Below are 20,422 nucleotides of genomic sequence, written 5' to 3' on the forward strand. Positions count from 1 at the left end.
CTCTCTCCAACAAAGGGAGAGAGAGTAAAAAAATCTACTTCTTTATAATCACATTATCTTTCAGCCTTGATTTCAAGGTCATTTCGACAAATCTAATTGCTTGATCAGGTGTAAATCTTCCAGCTTCCAAAGCTGTAATTGCATCAAAAATTGATTTGTTATATTCATCAAATCTATCGTTATTAGGTATGAAAGAGGTGTAAGGTAATAATTTGGTTACTTCTTTTGTAAATTCATCTTTTGCATAATATTGGTTACTCATCTCTTCGAATCTTATAGCTAAATGTCCGCTGTCTATAGCATGTTTAGCATTTAAATCTGCTGCGGAAGCTAAGGTTATCAATAATGTAGCTAATTCAGGATATTTTGATCTTGATGTAACCATATACACAACAGGATGTGATAATGTATTACCAGGATAACCTTTATAAGCGCTAGGAGTTAAAGAAAATGCGAATTTTTCTTTTATATCTTCATTAGTATATCCAAACATTTTTTTCCATTCTGCAACATTCCAGGTTCCACCCATATGGAATAATACATTGCCTTCTGGTCCAGCAAATGAACTATGAACTGAATTCCATGGGGTTCCAATCAAAGTTTTTGGTGTAATTTTATATTTGTTTGATATATCATAGAAAAACTGGAATGCTTTTCTCATATTTGGTTCATCAAAAACTAATTTATTAGTAGTTTGGTCATATATTTGTGCTCCGAAAGATGTGAAGATTTGGAAATAGTCAATACCTTTTGAAGGTCTATGCCATAATCCCCATTTTACAACACCTTTTCTAATACCTTCTTGAGCAATTTTTACTAAGTCATATAATGTGTATTCACCAGTATTGAATTTTTTCATCATTTCATCTATTTGAGAATCGGTGTAACCCATTTCTCTCAATTTATCTCTTCTTGCATACAATGGTCTAGCTTCAGTGTCCTGAGGGATAGCATAAATTTTACCTTTAAACTTTGTTGATTTCCACAATGAAGGTATTATGTCATATAACCCTAAATCCCAAAATTCCTTAACATAAGAATCTATAGGTATAATGTAATTTGCTGCTGCCCACATTCCTATATCATCATGACCACTAGTTATAATATCAATTTGTTGTTTTCCTGATTGAAATGCTATCAAAGCTCTTTGCTTATATGAACCCCAATCTGTAGAATCAAATGATACTTCTAAATCAATACGTATATCGGCTCCAGCGGTTTCTAACATTTTGTTTAATCTTTCAGCTGCTTTTTCTAAATTAACTTTTCTGTTAATTGACGGATCATCAGGTCCGACTGTCCAGGCTACCATTTTTATAGTTTTTACACTAAACATCAATGTAGTTCCAATAATCAATAATACCATCAACATACCTAATTTTTTCATACTAATCCCTCCTGAAATAGTTTTTAATTACCCTTTATAAGGACCTTTATATTGCATTTTTTTTGTTGTGATTTCAGCTGCATAATTTAAAGCATTTTGAAAATCCATTTTTTTTCTTGCTACCAAATATGCAGCTACGCATGTATCACCTCTGCCCGTCCTTCCTTCAATTTTATACTTTCCAAAAGAAGATTCTAAAATTTTATTATCTACTCCTAAAATAATCCCTCTGTTATGGGTTAATAAAACCTCTTTAGCTCCATATTCTTTTATGATTTTTAATGCTTTTATAGGATCATTTTCCTGTGTCAATATATATGCTTCTTTAATATCAACTTTAAATATATCAACTAAGGGTAAATACTTAAGTTTGAATTCCCAATCTGAATAATTCATATTTCTATTTTCATCAACATTCCTTAAAAAGCCCTGAGCATCGAGACCTAAAATTTCCGCCTTTTTCCTAATTACTGGAATAAGCTCTTCAGGAAATTCACCATGCCATAATGGAGAAATATGAATTATTTCATCATTTAAATTTTCAAAGTCTTTTACAGCAAAAGAATCAGCTTTTGATAACATTCGACTCATCCTATGATCTGGATCTCCTGAGGGATAAACATTCTCGATAGATGTGGAAGTTTTAGAATAGCACCATTTGACTTTTATAAGATTTTTATCCAAATCAGAAAATAATTGTTGGTCGTTTTTTGAAACTTTGGTTATTACATTTACTTCATTATTTAATGAAGCTGCAGCAATTGAACCAAAAAAGACACCTCCGCCTGGAATTTCTAATTTATTTTTTATGACTGAATTTTCCATAACTATGTTTATATCTTTTGATACGTGCCCTATAAATGTAATTGACATAATATAACCCCCAGTTAAACACAATCAATTTTTATTTTGTTTTCATCAAAAAAAGTTAAAAATTCAATAGGCATTGTGTTGCCTGATATAATACCTGTAATATCTTTAAAATCAGCAAAAGAAACAAAAGATTTTTTTGAAAATTTTGATGAATCAGCAACAATAAATTTTTTTTCCGAAGAATTAATAATCGCTTTTTTTAATTCTGCTTCAAGAAAGTTCGCAACCATGAAACCTTTCTCTTTAGAAATGCCAGTTGTCCCGAGAAATGCAATATCTAAATTTAATTCTTTTAATAATTTTATAGACCATGGTCCAACAATTGAGAAACTGTTAGTTCTTATTGTTCCACCTAAAAGAATTATTTCATAATGGCTTTCTACAAGTTTTTCAGCTATATATATATTATTTGTTATAATAGTCACACCGTTAATATGTTTTTCTTTTAGCAATTCTGCAATATAGTAATTTGTGCTACTACTATCAAGGACAACAGTGTCATCTTCCTGTATGTATGAATATGCTTTTTTAGCAATTATTTTTTTTTCATTACTCATTTGTTTTATTTTACTCAAAAAATTCCATTCTACCTTTGCATGATCTGGTAAAATGGCACCGCCATGAGTTCTAATCACTTTCCCTAATTCTTCTAAATAAGATAAATCTTTTCTTATAGTTACAGCACTTACATTTAAAAATTTAGATAATTCATTTACGGATGCTTTCCCTTTGTTTTTTATAAAATTTAATATTTTCTTTTGTCTTTCTTCAGCAAACATAATATCATCCTTTCTCTAAATTATCATACATATACTAACAATATTATTTTAATACTTTATTTATATTTTTCAAAATTCATTAATATATCTTTATGTTCTCTTACAAAACATTATGAATTGTTATAATTTAATTTCGTTTATTTTCGTATTATTTGAAAAAACGAAAATAAACGAAATAAAATAAAAGTCAGATAGTTCAACTATCTGACTCTAAAATATAATATAATAATATTTAGCAAATTTTATTTTATAGTAATAGCAAAAATATGCATGGTTGGTTTCTTGGGAAGATAAATATATTTGATTTTTTTATTCTTTAATAAAAACTTGTTTAAATAAATTTTAGGATTCAAATTTTCTTTTATACCAATACCATTATATCTATATTTTGTATCAATAACGATATTTTCATTAAAAATAGGTTGCTGGCACCAATCAGAAAAACTAAGTATTTCTTCTTGAAGTGTTCCATCAGTATATTCAATAATAAGTTTTGCTTGGTAATTTCCGTGATCAGATGATCCTAAAATATATAAAGTATTTCCAATTATATTTTTTAGTTCTAATTTTTGCCCAACTGCTATTAAATTATCTAAACCTTGGATTTTTATTTTAAATAGTATGTTGTTATATTTTAATATATTATTAGATAAATATTTTTCAATTTCCTCTGCAGGATATTTAGCACCGAAAACTCCATCTGGATTGTCAAAGTTTCCTTCTTTCCTTTCTGAAAATTCTACAATACCATTATTATTAAAAATATTATCTAAATTTGCAATATAATAGTTATCCTTCTTTATAAAATCTATTTTTATATTTAATAAGTCTTTTTTATATGAAATATCATCACCATTATATGAAATAATTCTATATTCATTATTTAAAATCTCAAAAAATTCATTTTTTACTTTAACAACAAATTTGAATTTTTTTGGAATAATCAATATTTGATCCAGATATAACGTTTCTTTAGGAGTTATCGAAATTGTTAATTTACCTTTTTCAAGTTCAATAGGAATAAAAATTTTATTATTTACTATTATTTTATTTTTACCGGAATATATTTTTATTTTTGAATCAGGAATTTTTCCTATTAAATATATATAATAGTTTCCTGAAATATTTATATATGTTTTCAAGGCTATTTTTTCATTGGTTTTAATCTGTATATTATTTGTATTTTCTAATTCAAATGAATAAATTCCATAATCCATTTTTTCAGCCTCTAAAAGTAAAGAATTTCCATTGTCTATAGTTTTTGAAAAATAAAATTTTTCAAAAGTTTTTGGTAATTCATTCAATCTTTCTAAAGAAATTAGATATGACACAGTTGATTCTGCACCAGCATTTTGATTAATATAAACAGAATGCATGCCATCGAATCCTTCTCCGTTTTTGCCGGTAAAAGGAGAGTTTAAATGGTTATTCCCATTATAAAAAGAACCAAATAAAAATGCTTTAACAGCATAAATATCTTCTTTTGTCACAAGATATAGTTTTGATAAAGTAGAAATTATTGTTTCTAACCCATAAGATAAATATGGATATTTTTTTATATAATCTTTTATTTCATATACAGGTCCAATTGAAAGTAGTAAATCATAAAAATCGACATATTTTTTTACAGAATTTAAATATTTTATATTTTTTGTAATTTTATAAACTTCAATGAGAGCCTCACCCTGTCTTGATCCCCATGTATGCCATAAATAACGATTATTATCAGAACTTTCGTTATAAGAGCCGCTAAAAGGTCCATTTGATATTTGTGTTTTTAATATTGAATCAGCTATGTTGATTATATAATTTAAGTCACTATTGTTTGGGTACTGATTATAGTAAGCGGATAATCCTAATAAAAAAATTGAAGACACATCGGAACTTTTATTTAATAAATAATTAGAATCCAGTTTTTTTAATAAAAAAGATTTGGCCTTTTTAGCAGAATTTATCAATTTTTTATTAAATAAATCATCAGGAAATACATTTATAGCATTACTCAAAGCCCAAAAAGCCCTTGCAGCCCACCAACTTCCTGATTTTTTACTTGTTATTCCATATTTGTTTATATTTCCATTTTTTAAAATGAAATTGTAGAAATCACCATCAAAATCTTGCATAGAGATGACAAAATTTAAAGCTTCTTTAGCTCTTTGATAATAAAAATCATTTTTATTTGTTTTGTAAAGATCTGTATAAAGTATAGCAACTCTTGCAACATCATCTACACAGGTAACGCCTTCACCGATAGCTTCTTTATGTACATATTTTTGACCATATTTATCGGCGTATATCCAATATCCAACTACATTTTTATCGTTTATCTTAAAGGTATCTCTTAAAAATTCGAGATGTGAGAAATTTAATTCAATTGAAAATAAATTTAAAGAGAAAAATACGATAAAAAAAAGAATTATGTATTTATTTTTCATATTCACCCTCCAAAAAAGGGCACGTTAAGTGCCCTTATATTATTTTTCGATTACATGAATTCCTTGAATTTCAGCAGAACGTTTTTCTAAAAAGTTAATAGCTTCTGTTGTATCACGAGATTGGAAAATAGAATAATACCTATTATACTTTACAACATCTCCAGCTTTAAATTTAGCCATCCAGTATTTTCCAACATTTTCTTCAGAATACGGTGGAAAAACACCTTTAGTTGCTTTATAATTATCCATTTCACCTGGTAACCATCTGAAAATACCATCTCTGAATTCTCTACTTTCATAGAACCAAAAATCATGGAAAACAAAGTCTTTTAAATCGGAATATACAACAGGTTTTTCTGGTAATATTTCTGCTGCACCAATTCCATATTTTGGTGAGAAATTAGCCCTCCAATTTTCTTCAGAAACAAAAGCATATGTTGCTCCCCACCATAAAGGTTTCATGGAATCAATAGCAGAAAATTCAATATATGGTTTTCCATTTACGTATTTTATAGCATTTCTTTGTGACCAGTAATCTAAAGGCGTTCCATTTATTTGTTCAGCCCATACCATTCTTCTAAATAATGGAAGAATATGTAAAGCGTTATCATCAACGCTTGTGATAGGTGATGTAGCCATGACCTGCAATTTCATTATGTCAACATAGTTTGTAAAAGAAAATGTATTTTCAACTAATACATCACCAGTTTTAAAAATATATGTTACCATATGTTGATTTAATCCTGGTAGCAATCGGGAATATAAATCAGAAATAACTGTTACTGCAATAGGACCAGCATCCAAAACTCTAACTTTTTCAATAGATAGGCCAGATGAAGTCATTTCTACATGTTTTCCTAATTTTCCATTGATATAGAAAGTGCTTCCAGACCAGCCAGCTATTCTTGCAGTTCCTAATTCGTTATATATATTTCCTTTTATATCTTTATATCTAACGAAGTTTGCCAAACCATATTTATTTATTTTTATATCAAAGTCTTTTGAAGTGATTAAATATTCATCGTTATTTTTTTCAATAGAAAAATAAGGATTGAAATTCATTAAATCCATATTTGAGTCATCTGAAATGATGATTTTAGCAGTTTTTTTAAACGTGAATAACAATACATCGTCAGAAGATATACGTTTGTTGCCGTCTATATCATCGATTTGATAAGGTAAATAATTTCCGTTTTCATCAACAACTCTGATAGAATACCAATTAGCTTCGAAATCTTCACCAACAATATCAAGCATTTTTGAAAAAGAAATTTTATAAGGTACTTCCATCCATGTCATTTGATTAGTACGTACTTCAATGACCTTTTCTTCTGCCATTACAAAAATAGTCAAAATAACAACTAAAGTCAAAAATACAAATTTTTTCATAATATACCCCCTTTTAATATTTGTAATGTTCTTTCATTTTTTTATTTTCAGGAAGACAAATAATTTCTTTTAAAACATCTTTTACTTGTTCATAAGAATGAGTCCTTCTATCTCGAATTAAAAATTCTTCAAGAAGTTTAATATCACCAGTTAAAAATGCTTCAAGAGCCATCTCCATTCGTATCATTCTAGGATAAAGATAATAATATAAAATTCTTTTATTTAACTTAGGAAAAATTTTTTCAGGATGAATTCCATTTTTATTTACCTTAACTGGAACTTCAACAGCGACATTTTTGGGGATATTTTCAATAATGTTTGAGTTCATTATATTTAACACAAGGCGAACTTCCTTATTATTTACAATAGCATTTATAAAAGGAATATGTTGTTCTTTGCTTAAAGAATTTGGATTCAATATATTTTTCATTTCTTCTTTAAAATGCGATTGTAATTTATATCTTTTTAAAGAGATTTCTAATAATTTTGAAAAATCTTTTTCCGGATTTTCTGTAACTAACCTTGATAAGTATTTAATAGTTTTTGTTACTTCTTCAAGCATGTTTTGATACCATTTCCAGCCTAATTCTGAATCAGCACCACCCCAAGGTATACCATACCATTTTTTCTTATCTTCAAAAGTGTAATGATATTTCCAAGAACTATTCCTAACAGTATCACCAATTGGAAATAAACCATAAAAGTTATACATATCAATGGCTGCCGGACTCAACTGATCATTAAACGGATGTTCTGGATTATATTGGTAGTTTTCTTCTATCCATTTTTCCAATAAAGGATAAGCATTTTTCCCATTATATTCAAATTTATTTAACCATATAGCATGATTAAAGCCAGCGACTTGCCATGATACTTTATTTTTATCGATATTCAAATTTTTAATAATATCTTCAATACCATAGTGGCCATGGCATATCCCTATTATTTTTATAGAAGACTCTCTTGAAATTAGTGTAGTTATTTCAAAAACAGGATTAGCACCTTGTATTAACCAAGCATTGGGTGAAAATCTTTCCATAAGTTTTGCAACAGTAAGAGCAAAACTTAACTGGTTGTAGTTAGAGATTGTAAAATAATCAGAAACCATATTAAATTCTTGAGAATCAATACCTCTATAATACCCATATTTTTCACTAATACTTCTAACTTTTTCTAAATATTTGTGTCCACCAACCATTGCTGTATTAATGACAAAATCTGAATTTTTAATTGCTTCTTCTAAAATAGAAGTCTTTTTAAAATTAATAGATGCATTCAATTTATTAGCAATTTCATTTGCTAATAAATATATAGCATTTAATCTTTCTTCATCAATATCCATTAAAGTTATTTTACTATTTGACAACTCATTTGTTTTACATATATCACTTATAAGTTTCATTGAAAAAACAGCACTTCCAGCCCCGATTATACTAATATTCACACTCATAAAACTCACCTCAAAATGAAGATATCCGTATTTCTATTTTAGTTAAGCGCTTACACATTTGCATTATATAATATAAATTCATTTATTCAAAACATATTTTAAGCTGAATATTAGTTTTTAGAAGATATTATAATTAAAAATCGTTTATTACGATGGAATTTCTTTTATTTTTATAAATTATAAAAATAATAAAAAATTACAATGAAAAATTAGAATTCCTTTGATAATAATACGTAAGATACTATAAAAAACTATAATCAATATTAACTAGTCATTTTCAAATTTTTGTATTTTAATTATCTATGATATTATATTATTAGTTAAGCGCTTACACAACGAGGTGATAATATGGCAACAATAGAAGATGTTGCAAAGTTGGCTGGAACATCAATTGCAACAGTTTCTCGTGTATTAAACAATAAAGGAAAATTTTCAGAAAAAACAAAAATAAAGGTTTTAAAAGCTGTTGAAGAACTTAATTACAAACCTTCGAGTCAAGCAAAACATTTAGCAAAGGTAAAATATGGTTTTAAAATAGGAGTTTTAATTAGTAATAGAATAAAAAATATATTAGAAAAAAGAAAAAATGAATATGGTGAAATGGATTTTTATTCTACAGTGTTAAAAGGAATATACGATGGAGCAAAAGAAAATAAAGCTGAAATAAGATTAATGACTTTTGATGAATTTATAAATCAAAAAAAAATATGCGATGGTATACTGATTTTGGGTTCAGATAAAATTCCATTTGAGATTTTAGATTGCAAGATACATAAAGTTTTGATTGATAATTATATTATGGGTAAAAAAATAAATGCAATAATTTCAAATGGTTTTGATGGAGCATATTATGTTATAGATAAGATGATAAAAAGAGGGTATAAAAAAATTGTACATGTACACGGATCTTTAGAATTTTATGGTTTTAGGAGAAGGTTTGAAGGATATGAATTGGCAATGAAAAATAGTAATTTACTGCCTATAACTTATGAAGTTGCAGAAACTCAAAATTCTATAAATTATATTATAGATTTAATCTTATCAAAAAATCCAGAAATAATTTTCACATCAAATGATCCAATTGCTGTAATGATTATAAATATTTTGAAAAAAAAGAAAATTAGAATACCTGAGGACATACAAATAATAGGGTTTGATGATATTGTATTTTCCTCAACAGTTGAACCATCATTATCTACAGTAAAAGTTTTTAAGTATGAAATGGGAAATGTTGCATTGGAAAGAGTTATTGAACTTATTAATGGTAAAAATTTACATCCGTACGTAACTTCATTATTTACCGAATTTATAGAAAGAAAATCTACAAAGGGGGTTTGAAAATGAAAAAGTTATTATTCGTTTTATTCTTAACATTAATTATTATGTCATTTGCAAAAACAAAAATAGTATTTTGGACAGCGCCTAATCCTAATCAAGAAGCATATTGGAAAAAGTTAGTTTCAGAGTATGAAAAATTAAATCCGGATATAGATATAGAATGGACTACTATTCCAGCAGCTGGAAGCTCTGAAGAAGCAATTTTAAGTGCTATAGCTTCGGGAAGAACACCTGATATATGTACTAATATTTTTTCTGGTTTTGCAGCACAATTAATTGAATTAGATCAACTGGTTGAATTAAGTAAATTACCTGGTTTTGATGAGGTAGTTTCACAAAGAAAAATGAATGATATTATAAAAGGTTGGAAATTTATGGGTAAAAGTTATGTTTTACCTATATATTCAAATCCTATATTAATGTGGTGGCGAAAGGATATATTACAGGAATATGGATTTAAAAAACCTCCTAGAACGTATTCTGAAATTTATGAACTTTCAAAAAAATTTGTTGTTCCAAAAGAAAAATATACTATGAGAGTAGTTGCAGGGAGAAATTGGTGGGATAGATGGTTTGATTATATTACTTATTATTATGCTGCAAGTGAAGGAAAACCTTATATAGATTTAAAAAAGTATCGTGCAGTATATAATAACGACGCGGGGATAAAAGTAGCTAAGTTTTTTGAAACAATGTTTAAAAATAAATGGACAGCTGTTGATTTAGGTAATGCTCCTTTATATAACGGTGTGATAATTGGAAGTTTAAAAGGTCCATGGGAAATACCATATGCAGAAAATCAGTTCCCTGAAATAATAAAAAATATTACTATAACTCCACCAGTAGTTCCAGATAATTATCCAAAGGACAAACCTATTTACACTTTTGCAGATACTAAAGGATTAGTTATATTTAAAAGTTCCAAACATCAAAAAGAAGCATGGGATTTTGTAAAATGGGTATATTCTAATCCGGAAAATGATAAATTATGGTTAGAAATGACAAAGATGCCACCTGCAAGGTCAGATTTGCTAAAGAATCCACTTTTTAAAGACTTTTTTGATAAAAATCCTTTAGCTGCTGAGTATGCAAAATATGTTGGATATGCAATACCTCCAGCTTTAATTTCGAAAACAGTAGATGTGCAGGATGAAATGACTTATAGTTTAATAGAACCTATTATGTATGGAAAAGCAAATGCAGAAGATGCTGTAAAAAATTCTGTGAAAAAAATTAATAGAATAATATGGTGATTATATGACAAAAAATATAAGAAAAAGAGAAGCCCGAAAGGGGCTTCTTATATCCTCAACATACCTTGTATATGCGGCTATTTTTTGGGGATATCCATTTGTATGGCTTGTAATTTTAGCTTTTTCCAGATGGCGATATGTAGGCTCCCCCAGATTTGCAGGTTTTAGAAATTTTTTAAGAGTATTATATGATCCTATATTCTGGAAAGCTTTTTTTAATGTATTAAATTTTTTAATGTATTATATTCCCATTGTATTAATTTTTTCTTTATTGTTTGCATTGGCTTTGAGTAAAATAAAATATGGGAAAACATTTGTAGCCTTATCCTTTTTAGTAGCAAATATATCTTCTGGTGTAGCTTATTCAATAATGTTTTCTAAATTGTTTGCTGAAAATGGTCCTTTAAATCAGATAATCTATAAATTATTCAATACAACTATTCCATGGTTTACAAGTCCTCAATTAGCAATGTTTTCCATTTCATTAATTGTTGTATGGAAATTTATAGGTTATTATGGTTTGATATTATATGCTGGTATAATAAGTATTCCAAACAATATATATGAAGCTGCAGAATTAGATGGAGCAAATAAATATGTTAAATTTTTTAAAATAACATTGCCACTGTTAAATCCCTCAATAGTTATGGTTTTAGTTTTTGCAATATCATTATCTTTTGGGATATTTACTGAACCATATATGATTACAGGTGGTGGTCCCATGAGAAGTACTTTAATGCCAATGATGGTAATGTATACATCAGCCTTTCAAAAGTTGGATCCAACATATGCAGCAACAATGTCTATATTTACTGCTATATTTAGTTTTGTCATTATCTGGATAACAAGAAAATTATTTGAAAGAGAAGTTGATATAGTATGAAAAAAATACGTGTTATAATTTTTCATATAATAATGTTTTCATTGTCATTATTATGGTTATATCCATATATCTGGCTATTTATGTCCTCTCTAAAACCTTCAAATGAAATATATACAAGATTTTGGCCAACGCATTTTACATTAGAGCATTTTAAATTCATACTAGAAAGTGCAAAAAAAATGCAAAGACCTTTTATACGTGCGTTTTTTAATAGTTTGTTTATTTCATTAACTGTAACTATTTCTGTTGTGTTAACATCAGCAATAATTTCTTATGCATTAGCTAAGCTAAGATTTAGAGGTAGAGATAAAATATTTGATTTTCTAATTTTTCAAATGGTATTTCCCGGATTTATGTTTACTATTCCACTTTATATTTTGATAAGAAATTTAGGATTATTGAATACTTATTCTGCTCTTATATTACCAAGTTTAATGAGCGGATGGGGAATTTTTATGTTAACACAGAGTTATAGAAGTACTCCAAATGATTATATTGAGGCTGCAAAAATGGATGGCGCTACTGATTTATGGATAATTTTTAAAATAATGATGCCTTTAAATAAATCAGCACTTTCTATAGTTTCATTATTTACATTTATAGGTATATGGGATAATTTTATGTGGCCATTAATTGTAATGAAGGATTATAATAAAATGCCATTGTCTGTTTTATTGGCAAGTTTTAATCATGAATATGGCGCATATATTGGTCCAATATTAGCAGGTTCTGTTATACAAACTATTCCTATGGTCATTCTGTTTTTAATATTTAGAAAATACTTCTTACAAGGAATTTCAATTACATTAAAGTGAGGTGTTTTAATTGGAACTAAAATTAAAAAGGCATCCATTAAATCCGTTATTTTCACCAAACCCAAATCATTTGTGGGAATCAAGATTTGTATTTAATCCAGCAGTAGTATATGACGGAGATTTGTTTCATATGCTATACAGAGCACAAGGTGAAGATATGGTATCAAGGATAGGATATGCTGTTAGTACAGATGGAATACATTTTAACAGAATGGAAAAACCCGTATTTGAACCTGAAGATATAAGTGAGATGTATGGTGTTGAAGATCCGAGGTTAACTTATATTGATGGGAAATATTATATGTGTTACACAGCATATTCACCCACTAATATAAGTGTTGCTTTAGCATCAACAACAAATTTCTTTAATTGGGAAAGATATGGAATTGTTTTGCCAGAATCTCCAAATAAAGATGCTGGAATTTTATCAGAGAAAATAAATGATAAATATGTAATGTTTCACAGATTGGAACCAGACATTTGGTTAGCTTTCTCAGATGATTTAGTTCATTGGGGTGATTATATAAGTATTGCTAAACCCAGAGAAGGTTATTGGGATGATTTAAAAATAGGTATAGCTGGGCCACCATTAAAAACAGAATACGGATGGTTGTTGCTTTATCATGGGGTTCAAAAAGCTCCACGAAATATTTATAGATTAGGATTTATGTTGTTAGATCTGGAAGATCCAACAAAAGTTTTAAAGAGAAGTGAAAAACCTATATTAGAGCCAGAAGAACCATGGGAAAAGTTTGGTGGAGTACCTATGGTAGTATTTTCTGATGCAATGGTAGAATATAATGATCAATATTATATTTATTATGGGGCTGCTGATAATTATATTGCATTAGCCACTATAACAAAAGAAGAAGTTTATAAATGGATTAAAGAATAAGGCCCATAATGGGCCTTATATTAATGATTATGAAATTTTTCTTTTACTTCATATTCTCTATCAAATAGCTTTTGTTCTTTTAAATCATTTATAATTTCTTCAACAGTTCCATCAGCACCTCTAATTACATGAATTCCGAGTTGTTCGAAAAATGTAATTGCTCTTCCTCCAATCCCTCTGGCTATAAGAAGACTAATACCTTCTTTATGCAAGTAATTTGGTATATCCCCAGGTCCATGTTCTTCTAAAGGATTTTTTATTATACTTAATTTGTACTCACCATTTTCCTTGAGAATAATAAAGGCAAAGTATGGTGCATGTCCAAAATGTTCGCTGATTTTAGAATTTTTTCCATCATCGTTTAATACAGGAATCGCTATTTTCATTATTTCCCTCCTTGACATATATGTTTTAAATATATATTTCAATTAATATTATAAACTGATTTTTTTATTTTTATATGAGAATAAAATAACAATTATATTTCAATTTCTTTTACATAACGAGCAATTATATCTATTTCATAATTAACAAATTCATTTATTTTCAAATATCGTAGGTTTGTATTTTTATATGTATGTTCTATTACCTGTATTTCAAACGAATCCAGATCTTTTTTTGCAATCGTTAAACTAATACCATTAATTGTAATAGCTCCTTTGTTAGCAATAGCCCATTTTTCTGTTGGGATTTTAAATTTCATCCAGTATGTATTTGAAGATTTTTTAATACCTAAAAATTTGATTATTCCATCAACATGCCCGGTAACAATATGCCCACCAAGAAAATCAGTTAATCGCAAAGCCCTTTCGAGATTAACTATTTTATTATTGTAATATTTTAAATTTGTTTTTATATATGTTTCCTCGCCTATTGAAAAATAAAGTTTATTATTATCAATTCTTTCTACAGTTAAGCAAACACCGTTAATAGCAATGCTTTCGCCTAATTGAACATCTTTAAAGGGATTATCTATAATAACTGATTTATTTGCAATGCGAATTTTTGCTAGTTGTTGTATTATTCCTGTAAACAAGGTATCAACTCCCAATATATATTATTATCAATTTTTTTACTTTTAACAGGTTTGAATTTTATAGAATCTTTTATATTATTAATTTTTAATTTATTGAAAGGAGAAATGCCGTTACCAATAATCTTAGGAGAATAAAAAACATGAATTTTATCGACAAGATTATTTTTTAAAAATAAGGATAGAATTGTCGCACCACCTTCAACTAAAATGCTGTCTATTCCTTTTTCATATAAAATATTCAATATCTTATTTATATTTGTTTCATTTATTATCTCCGTATTTTTATGTTTTGGAGCAACTTTAAGAATAGAAAAAATTATATTTTCTCCTTTTTCAGTAAAAATATTTAAATTTTTATTATAAAAAATTCCTTCTTTATCTAAAATAATTCTTATCGGTTTTCTTCCGTTTTTTATTCTGCAGGTTAATTTTGGATTATCATATATTAATGTATTGGCTCCAACCAAAATTGCTGAATAATAATTCCGCAATTTATGAACTAATTTTCTTGATTTTTCATTGGATATCCATTTTGAATCAAAATTTTTCGAAGCGATAAAGCCATCCATAGTCATTGCGAATTTTAGGGCAATAAAAGGCCTTTTTTTATTAACGTAAGTAATAAAAATCTCATTTAATTCTTTTATTTCATTTTCTAAAATACCGAATTTTACATTTATTCCATTTTCTTTTAAAATTTTTACTCCATTTCCGTTGACTAATGGATTAGGATCTAACATCCCTATATAAACTTCTTTGAAGCCTTCTTTTGCCAATCTGTTTGCACAAGGTGGGGTTTTTCCAAAATGAGAACATGGTTCTAAAGTTACATACATTGTAGCTCCTTTTATATCAATCTTTTTTTCTTTAGCATTATCAATAGCTACAATTTCCGCATGTCTTCCACCATAGTATTCATGATAACCTTTTGATATAACTTTTCCATTTTTTACTATAATAGCTCCAACTAAAGGATTTGGGTTTACTTTTCCAATCCCTTTTTTAGCCTCTTTTATTGCTAATTTCATAAAATATTCATGATTCATAAAATCACTCTTTCAAGATTTTATTCAGATTAGCCATTTCTAATGCTGCCATTGCAGCTTCAAATCCCTTATTTCCTGCTTTAGCACCTGATCTATCTATGCTTTGTTCAAGCGTTTCTGAGGTTACTATTCCAAAAGTAATTGGTACATCAGACATCAAATTCAATTGAGCAATTCCTTTTGAAACTTCATTAGATACAACTTCAAAATGATATGTTTCACCTCTAATTACCACACCTAAAGCTATAATTGCATCGTAATTCTTTTTTATTAATTTTTTTACTACAAAAGGAATTTCAAAAGTACCTGGAACTTTAAAAATATCGATATTATTTTCTTCTACATTATGCCTTTTTAAAGCGTCCAGAGATCCATCTAATAATTTTTCAGAGAAAAATGAATTGAATCTTGAAACTACAATGCCAAATTTCAAATTCTTTCCATCAAAGATTCCTTCTATAACCTTCATTTATATTTCCTCCTTTATTTTAATTTTATGATTCATTTTTAACTTTTTAATTTTTAAGTAAAACTTGTTTTCTGGAGTAATTTCTCCAATATGCGTATCCATATTTTTTACATTAATTCCGTATTTTTTTAATTGTTTAACTTTATCTGGATTATTTGTCATTAAAATAATATTTTTAATATTTAATGATTTTAATATTTGAGCAGCTATAGCATAATCTCTATTATCGGCTGGCATTCCAATTTTTAAATTAGCTTCTACTGTATCCAAACCATTATCTTGTAATTTATATGCTTTTATTTTATTAGTAATACCAATATCTCTTCCTTCCTGTCTTAAATATATTATTAATCCACTACCTATATTATTTATTTTTTGCATGGCTAAATGTAATTGGCTACCACAATCGCATTTTTTTGAATTTAATACGTCGCCAGTTACACATTCTGAATGAATTCTAACTAATAAAGGGTTATTATTTAAATTGCCTTTATATATTGCAAAATGTTCTTTTTTATCAAAATTATTTTCAAAACCAATAATTTTAAAGTTTCCAAATTTTGTAGGTAGTTTGGCTTCTGTAATAGGTTTAACATATAAGTTGTTTTTTACTGTTTCAATAACTATATCTTCTACAGAAATTATAGGTATTTTGAATTTTTTAGATAATGATTTTATGTAATTAAAGTTATGGGAGTTTCCATTTTCATCTAAAATTTCGATTAAAGCTGCGAAAGGTTTAAATCCTAATAGTTTCATTAATTCAACGGAACTTTCAGTATGTCCTTTTCTTTTATTAATACCGATGCTTCCTAAAAGTTGAACATGACCAGGATATTTATAGTCATTTATAGTAGTGTTTTCTGTAATAGATTTTATAGTCTTTGCACGCTCATATGAAGAAATTCCTGTTACATTTTTTTTATGATCAATAGTTATGAAATAATTTGTATTTAATGCATCCATATTGTTAGATGGAAGTTTAAAAAAACCTTTTTGGATAAGATAAATTTCTTCAGCTGCTAAGCATAATAATCCCTTTCCTTGAGATACCATGAAATTAATAATATCGCTATTTGCTAATTCTGCTGGAAAAATAAAGTCAGCTTCTATTTCTTTTTTTTCATCCCAAATAATTATTGGTTTGCTTGATTCGAAAGTTTTAATTATATTTTTTTTATCCATAAATTCTCCTCCCAATAACAAAATTGCCCTGGATTTCTCCAGGGCATGATTTTTTATTACTATTGGCATATATATCAATAGAGATATCACTGTAATATACAAATAATAAATCTAAGTATATGCCTTTGTTCTCCTCCCATCCAGACTTTAACTGTCGGCTCTGGAATTTCACCAGATCAACCTTAATAGCATTTATTAAGGCTCGCGGGCTTTCACCGCCGGTCGGGAATTTCACCCTGCCCCGGAGAATATTCACTTCTTATGGATTATATCATATAATTATGAAAAAAACAACCTCATGTGAGGTTGTTTAATGTTGCAGTAAGGGAGGGCAGTTCTTTTATATCAAATGAATTTTGGGTGATTTTAATATTTAATAATTTGTTTTTATAAATAATGTTAAATTCTAGACTTTTCCAATGTTCAGGTATCCAGGGATTAAAAGTAATTTGTTCCTTATTATCAATATACATTCCACCAAACCCATAAATTATAGATTGCCAGGTTCCACCAGCGCTTGCAGCATGTAATCCAAAGGCTGTATTTCCTTGATTATTTTCCAAATCGACTAAAGCTGTTCTCATAAAATATTCATAGGCTTTAGAGTGATTACCTATTGCCAATCCCATTATTGCATACATACTGGGGCTTAAAGAGGATTTATGCATGGTTCTTTTTTCATAATATTCAAAATTTACCTTTTTTGTTTCAAAATCAAAATCTTCTGGTAACAAATGCATTAGCATTAGAACATCAGCTTGCTTAATTAACTGGTATTTATTTAAATTAGATAAATCGATACCTTCAGGCCATTCTGGCATATTTTTCTCATTGTATTTACTAATTGTGAAATCTTCAAGTTTAAAATAATTTTCGAATTGTTCAATTAAGTGAGAAGATTTATTCCATGGAATATATAATTTTTCAGCTACATCTTTCCATATTCTTAACTCACTGTTTGTCAAATTTATTTTTTTTATTATTTTTAAATAATTTTCTGGAAATTTTTGTTTTAGTATATTTAAATATTCAAAAGCTTTTTCTATATTCCATTTAGCCAAATAATTCGTGTAAAAATTATTATTAACATGTTCGTGAAATTCATCTGGCCCAATAACATTATTAATTTCATATCTATCTTTTTCATTATTATATTCAGCTCTTGAAGCCCAAAATCTTGCTGTCTCAAAAAAAATTTCTGCACCATAATTTACAAAAAATTCCCAATCATCAGTAGCTCTAAGATATTCTCTTATTGCGTAAGCAATGTCAGCTGTTATATGATATTCTATATCACCAGTCCATATTCGCACTTTGTTCCCATAATAATCCTCACCCCATTTTGGAGTCTCTTCCTGTCCGTTATCAGCAGATTCCCATGGATATTGGGCACCTCTATATCCATTTTTCAAGGCATTTTCTCTTGCTTTATCAAGAGTGTGATATCTATACATTAAAAATGATTTGGCTGCTTTTGGATATTCATATATATAAAATGGGAGCATGTATATTTCAGTGTCCCAAAAAACATGACCTTTATACCCTTCACCGTGCAATCCTTTAGCTCCAATACTAACCAATTCATCTTCAGGATTTGCGAGAGAAAGTAACGAAAAAATATTGTATCGTAAGGATTTATCAGCCTTTTCATCACCAACAATTTTTATATCAGCAATTTTCCATAATTCTTTAAATTTTTCATAATGATTTTTAAGTAGATTTTCAAAACCAATTTTTTTTGCTTTATTAATTTCTTTAATATTTTTATTAAATAAATCATTATGTCTTTTGGAGTCCAAAATGCTTGTATAAATGTTTATAGTATGACTTTCACCAACTTTTAAGTCAATATCAATAGATTGAGAAATAAAGTCGATGAAATTTCTTGAAGTTTTTGTAAAAGTGCTTTTTGTTTCTATGGTTGATAATATTCCAATTTTATTTTTTTCGTCTTTTGTCCATGCTTCTACATATATATAATCCTCTGATAAGATATGATTGTTTAGATAGTAGTGCTTCACGCGGTCTTTAGGGTGTTTTGTTGAATTATAAGTTCTACCATCGATAAATGTTTCTATTGTTATTCTGTCGCTAAAATTTTCTGAAGTTATAGTATAAGTCATTAAAGCTAAATTTTTTTTATCCATACTTAAAAATCTGTAACCTTCAATTTTCATTATTCTTCCTTTTTTATCTTTTAATCTCATTTTTTTGTATAAAATTCCTTGTTTCATATCCAATATCCTTTTAAATTCTAATATATTGCACTCAAATGGATTTAAATATTCATATTTTATATAAAGTCTTAATCCCCAGAAATAAGGGAAATTAACTAATTCCTTGACAGATGCTTCTGATTTATCAAAAATACCTGCAACATAAGTTCCAGGAGTTTCATTATAAAATAGATCTTCGTAAGTGCCTCTAACACCCAAGTAACCATTAGACAGTGTAAAAATAGTTTCTTTTACAGGAGAAATTTCAAAAATATTTTCTTCAAGTAGCCATTTTTTTTCAGATAAAATCATATTTTTGCCTCCTGTAATAAAATATTTAGTTTTTCAATATTTAATTCATTTAATGATTTTACAACTAGATTTGCATGTGACAATTCTATTTCATTCCCATGTCGGGCTATTCCAATAGTAACCATTCCAGCATTTATTCCAGCATTTATTCCTTCAATAGCATCTTCAATTACTATGCAATTTTGAAATTTAGTATTTAATCTTTTAGAAGCTATTAAAAAAATTTCCGGATCAGGTTTTCCGTGTTTAAAATCATATCCTGTTATAACATCATCAAATAAATTATAAATATTTAATGACTGTAAAATTTTTTTTGTATTTTTACTTGAAGAGGCAACGGCGATTTTTATAGAATTTTTCTTTAATAAGTTTATTAAATATAAAGCATCATCAAATATTTTTGGCGGATGATTTTCAATGAGATTTAAAAAATATTTTTGTTTTTCTTCGGCCATACTATTTAAAACTTCATCATTTTCATTTGATGCAATTGATGCTATACCTTTTATTCTCGGTTTTCCATCGACCTTTTCTTTGTAAATATTAAAGTTGAATTCATATCCATGATTTTTAAACATTTTTTCCCATGCTTTGTAATGTAAAGGAACTGTATCTGTAATTACACCATCCATATCAAAGATAACAGCTTCTAACATATTAT

18 protein-coding genes and 1 riboswitch are annotated in these 20,422 nt (G+C 27.7%); of the genes, 5 read left to right on the forward strand and 13 right to left on the reverse strand.

The window, feature by feature from the left end; all coding sequences use genetic code 11:
- Positions 1-34: 34 nt before the first annotated feature.
- The 6 genes from X274_RS02725 to aglA form a co-directional block, all read right to left on the reverse strand.
- Positions 35-1,387, reverse strand: coding sequence for an ABC transporter substrate-binding protein (locus X274_RS02725; protein WP_047265271.1), 1,353 nt, complete (start codon positions 1,385-1,387; stop codon positions 35-37).
- A gap of 27 nt (positions 1,388-1,414) precedes the next feature.
- A complete protein-coding gene (locus X274_RS02730) occupies positions 1,415-2,260 on the reverse strand; it encodes a PfkB family carbohydrate kinase (protein ID WP_047265272.1) in 846 nt (281 codons plus the stop codon).
- 14 nt (positions 2,261-2,274) lie between these two features.
- Positions 2,275-3,039, reverse strand: a complete 765-nt coding sequence (locus X274_RS02735; RefSeq protein ID WP_047265273.1) for a DeoR/GlpR family DNA-binding transcription regulator — start codon at positions 3,037-3,039, stop codon at positions 2,275-2,277.
- A gap of 242 nt (positions 3,040-3,281) precedes the next feature.
- Positions 3,282-5,474, reverse strand: coding sequence for a hypothetical protein (locus tag X274_RS02740; protein ID WP_047265274.1), 2,193 nt, complete (start codon positions 5,472-5,474; stop codon positions 3,282-3,284).
- A gap of 39 nt (positions 5,475-5,513) precedes the next feature.
- Positions 5,514-6,863 (reverse strand): hypothetical protein, encoded by a 1,350-nt coding sequence (locus tag X274_RS02745; RefSeq protein ID WP_047265275.1) that lies wholly within the window; start codon positions 6,861-6,863, stop codon positions 5,514-5,516.
- Positions 6,864-6,876: 13 nt separating this feature from the next.
- Complete coding sequence (gene aglA, locus X274_RS02750) at positions 6,877-8,313, reverse strand: alpha-glucosidase AglA (protein ID WP_047265276.1); 1,437 nt, start codon at positions 8,311-8,313, stop codon at positions 6,877-6,879.
- 348 nt (positions 8,314-8,661) lie between these two features.
- Between aglA and X274_RS02755 the strand changes: the two genes are divergently transcribed.
- Genes X274_RS02755 through X274_RS02775 form a run of 5 tightly spaced genes read left to right on the forward strand, consistent with a single transcriptional unit; the run spans position 8,662 to position 13,497 of the window.
- Positions 8,662-9,651, forward strand: coding sequence for a LacI family DNA-binding transcriptional regulator (locus X274_RS02755; RefSeq protein WP_047265277.1), 990 nt, complete (start codon positions 8,662-8,664; stop codon positions 9,649-9,651).
- A 2-nt stretch (positions 9,652-9,653) separates the two neighbouring features.
- Positions 9,654-10,904, forward strand: coding sequence for an ABC transporter substrate-binding protein (locus tag X274_RS02760; protein WP_047265278.1), 1,251 nt, complete (start codon positions 9,654-9,656; stop codon positions 10,902-10,904).
- Between the two features lie 4 nt (positions 10,905-10,908).
- Positions 10,909-11,787: a carbohydrate ABC transporter permease gene (locus X274_RS02765; protein WP_047265279.1), complete on the forward strand. Its 879-nt coding sequence runs from the start codon at positions 10,909-10,911 to the stop codon at positions 11,785-11,787.
- Complete coding sequence (locus tag X274_RS02770) at positions 11,784-12,602, forward strand: carbohydrate ABC transporter permease (RefSeq protein WP_047265280.1); 819 nt, start codon at positions 11,784-11,786, stop codon at positions 12,600-12,602. The genes X274_RS02765 and X274_RS02770 overlap by 4 nt, the downstream gene beginning before the upstream one ends.
- 10 nt (positions 12,603-12,612) lie before the next feature.
- Positions 12,613-13,497, forward strand: coding sequence for a glycoside hydrolase family 130 protein (locus tag X274_RS02775; protein ID WP_047265281.1), 885 nt, complete (start codon positions 12,613-12,615; stop codon positions 13,495-13,497).
- Between the two features lie 20 nt (positions 13,498-13,517).
- On the opposite strand, the gene X274_RS02780 is transcribed toward X274_RS02775, so the two are convergent.
- From X274_RS02780 to X274_RS02815, 7 genes are all read right to left on the reverse strand, one after another.
- Positions 13,518-13,883, reverse strand: a complete 366-nt coding sequence (locus tag X274_RS02780; RefSeq protein WP_047265282.1) for a NifB/NifX family molybdenum-iron cluster-binding protein — start codon at positions 13,881-13,883, stop codon at positions 13,518-13,520.
- Between the two features lie 92 nt (positions 13,884-13,975).
- Positions 13,976-14,533: a riboflavin synthase gene (locus X274_RS02785; RefSeq protein WP_047265283.1), complete on the reverse strand. Its 558-nt coding sequence runs from the start codon at positions 14,531-14,533 to the stop codon at positions 13,976-13,978.
- A complete protein-coding gene (gene ribD, locus X274_RS02790) occupies positions 14,518-15,579 on the reverse strand; it encodes a bifunctional diaminohydroxyphosphoribosylaminopyrimidine deaminase/5-amino-6-(5-phosphoribosylamino)uracil reductase RibD (RefSeq protein ID WP_047265284.1) in 1,062 nt (353 codons plus the stop codon). The genes X274_RS02785 and ribD overlap by 16 nt, the downstream gene beginning before the upstream one ends.
- Before the next feature lie 4 nt (positions 15,580-15,583).
- A complete protein-coding gene (gene ribH / locus X274_RS02795) occupies positions 15,584-16,048 on the reverse strand; it encodes a 6,7-dimethyl-8-ribityllumazine synthase (protein WP_047265285.1) in 465 nt (154 codons plus the stop codon).
- Entirely contained in the window at positions 16,049-17,233 is a 1,185-nt protein-coding gene (locus X274_RS02800; RefSeq protein WP_047265286.1) for a bifunctional 3,4-dihydroxy-2-butanone-4-phosphate synthase/GTP cyclohydrolase II, read from the reverse strand.
- Positions 17,234-17,357: 124 nt separating this feature from the next.
- Positions 17,358-17,486, reverse strand: a riboswitch (FMN riboswitch).
- Between the two features lie 43 nt (positions 17,487-17,529).
- The gene (locus X274_RS02810; protein ID WP_047265288.1) at positions 17,530-19,761 is read right to left on the reverse strand and encodes a glycoside hydrolase family 65 protein; all 2,232 of its coding nucleotides are present in this window, start codon (positions 19,759-19,761) and stop codon (positions 17,530-17,532) included.
- Positions 19,758-20,417, reverse strand: a complete 660-nt coding sequence (locus X274_RS02815) for an HAD family hydrolase (protein WP_047265289.1) — start codon at positions 20,415-20,417, stop codon at positions 19,758-19,760. Before X274_RS02815 ends, X274_RS02810 begins: the two co-directional genes overlap by 4 nt.
- Positions 20,418-20,422 lie beyond the last annotated feature (5 nt).

Origin of the sequence: Marinitoga sp. 1155, from assembly GCF_001021175.1 — a bacterium.
Classification (GTDB): Bacteria; Thermotogota; Thermotogae; order Petrotogales; family Petrotogaceae; genus Marinitoga.